The organism is Methanobrevibacter thaueri (assembly GCF_015062915.1).
GTDB classification, from domain to species: Archaea; Methanobacteriota; Methanobacteria; order Methanobacteriales; family Methanobacteriaceae; genus Methanocatella; species Methanocatella thaueri_B.
In genome coordinates, this window is record NZ_SUTJ01000024.1 from 5,725 (window position 1) to 8,669 (window position 2,945).

At 40.3% G+C, this 2,945-nt stretch carries 1 protein-coding gene; it reads left to right on the forward strand.

Annotated features, from left to right (window positions below; all coding sequences use genetic code 11):
- Positions 1–2,945, forward strand: a 2,945-nt coding sequence (locus tag E7Z78_RS09600; RefSeq protein WP_303724960.1) for a cobaltochelatase subunit CobN, incomplete at both ends; no start/stop codon positions are given.

Genomic DNA, 2,945 nt, shown 5'->3' on the forward strand with positions numbered 1-2,945 from the left:
GTGCTTTTGACAAACATGAAGAATTACTTCAATTATGTTCGTTACCTAATCGAGCCTACTAAATATTCCAATCCAACATTGACTGATGAGGGAATTCCATTAATGAGTCCAGAATGTGGTTTTTACCATCCGGACGTTGGAATGTACACACTGTTACCTAATGCAAGTTTGATACACCAATGGATTATATCAAATCCGGGTTATACTAAAACCTCTGATGGAAGTTTAAACTGGATGAAAGAGGAATATGCATATTGGGTAGAACATGAACTCAATCCTAAGGAATTATTCAACAGGTTTGAAAGCGAATTTAAGAATAAATTGAATCCGGACAAGAAACTCATAGCTATTGCAACTTACTACTGTGGTGGAGACGTTGTTGATTCAATGATTAGAAGTTATGCAGCAAGCGGCAGACCGGCTTTTAATATATTTAAGACCAGTACTACCCCTTCCATGTCTTCAATTCTAAATACAATAACCAATGCCTCCAAACTGGGCATTTCAACAATAACTTCATTATATAGTTGGTCCTTAAGTTATGCTAACGGTTCTGCGGAACCTGATTTGTCAGATATGGATTTGGCTATTCTTAAAGGTGTAAATGAAATTTCAGAATACAGTTACAACTCTGAATTGGGTCCTCAAATCGAATGGACCTATGCTGTGACTTTCCCAAGTTTTGAGGGTGTTTACGGTCCTGTAATTCTATCCTATGTTGATGGCGAAGGTAAGACTCATGTTATCCAGTCTGGTGTGGATAAGATGGTCAAATTGAGTTGCGGATGGGCTGACTTGAAGGATTTAGGCAATTCTGACAAGACTATTGCTATTGTATTATATAATTATCCGCCAGGAAAAGCGGAAATCGGTGCATCCTACTTGAATGTTACCCAATCAACATATGATTTGATCGTTAAGCTATATGAGCAAGGATATGATACCGGCGGTGACATCAGGGAAAAGATGACCGCACGCGAGCTTGAAGAGATTATCTTTAAGATGGGTAACAAGGGTTCATGGGCTTACGGTTTGCTCAAACAATATGTTGAGGACAATTATGATGAACTTGTTAAACATCATCAACTGATTTCCACAAGGGATTTCCGTCAATTGATTAAGGACGTTCCCCAAAAGATGATCAGGAACATGACTGATTACTGGGGCGCAGGTTTAGGTCCTTCAATGGTATATAACGGTACTGATGAACAGTACATGGTTGTTCCGGGAATATGGTTCGGTAAGGTGTTCATAACATTCCAGCCAAGTAGAGGTTGGGAAGAGCTCAAAACAGTCGAAAACTACCACGACCTGACATTGCCACCGACACAGTACTACGTGTCATTCTACAAGTGGTTGGACAAGACCGCTAAGGTGAATGCAATCGTCAACATGGGAACCCACGGAACCCTTGAATGGCTGCCCGGTACAAACCTGGGTGCTATTAATGGGGACTGGACATTCGAACTGACATTGAATCCGACACTATACCCATACATTGTATCCAACCCTGGTGAAGCTATGGTTGCACGTGACAGAATTGCGGCATTATTGATTACTCACATGACTCCTGCAATGGTCACTTCAGGTTTATATGGTAATTACACATTGTTGAACAATTACATCAACTACTACAAGGACCAAATGAACCTCAATGTAACTTCCAATGCAAATGAGTATAAGGCTAAAATCATTAAATTGGCTCCAACATTAGGTTTCAGACAATTCAATGAGAAAAATGAAACATTCCAAGAATGGATTGATGAATTGCACTTATACCTTGAGGCAATGGAGGATGACTTCATCACATACGGTCTTCACACATTGGGTAAAATCCTCTCAGGTGATGAGCTGGTTGAGGAAGTAATCACAATCACAACTTCCCAGACTAAAATCTACAACCAAATCATGGAATTCCTATATCCTGAATTTGCAGGCAAAAGATTCTATGATGATGTTCAGGGCAATCTTGAATATTTAAATCAGACAAATGAAATCAAAAAGTTCCTAAGAGATTATGTGACTGATCTTGTCAATGGCTCATCAATTGACGAGTTGGCTGTCAAGTATAATATTCCTGTTGGCTCAGCATTATACAACTCAACAAAATATGCGGCACAGGTGATTGTCAACATTCAAAACAACAATGAATGGAATGCAATCCTTACAGCTCTTGAAGGAGGATATGTTAAGGCAGGATTATTCGCTGACCCTTCCTATGGGGATTCAATCCCAACAGGTTATGACGGATATGCGGCTGACCCTACAAGAATGCCTTCCGAATCAGCTTATGAATCCGCAGTAAAGATTGTTGACTTGCTGCTCGCACAATATTATGAGAAACATGGAAAATGGCCTGAATTGACTTCACTTATCTTATGGGGTACTGAAATCTCAAGAACTGAAGGAATTGGTGTAGCTGAATTCCTATACTTCCTTGGATGCAAACCAGAATGGGCAGACAACGGCAAGGTGACCGGTGTTGAAAGACTTCCATTAAGCGATTTGACAGTCAGATTATCAAACGGCACAGTTGTAAACAGACCAAGAATTGATGTATTTGCAAGTATTGTTACAAGCAACAAGGATTGGATCAATTGGATGGTGACCGCAACCAGGCTTGCTGCAAGGGCTCCTGGTGAAAACGAAACCAACAATTATGTAATCAAGCATTACAATGAAAACCCTACACTTGACAGGCTGTTCGGACTTCCGGGTAATGTCCTTGAGGGAACAGGTATGTCAACTCTCATTCCAAACACAGCTGACTGGGATATAAGCACTGTAAACGAGTTTGCAATGGATGTATACCTTTCAAGAGTATCCTACTCATGGACAATCGACGATGATGGAAATCTGGTAATCTCCAATCAAAAGGAAAACTTCAAGTACCTGCTCAACAAGACTGACTTGATTACTCAGAACTTTGACAGTACATGGAGACT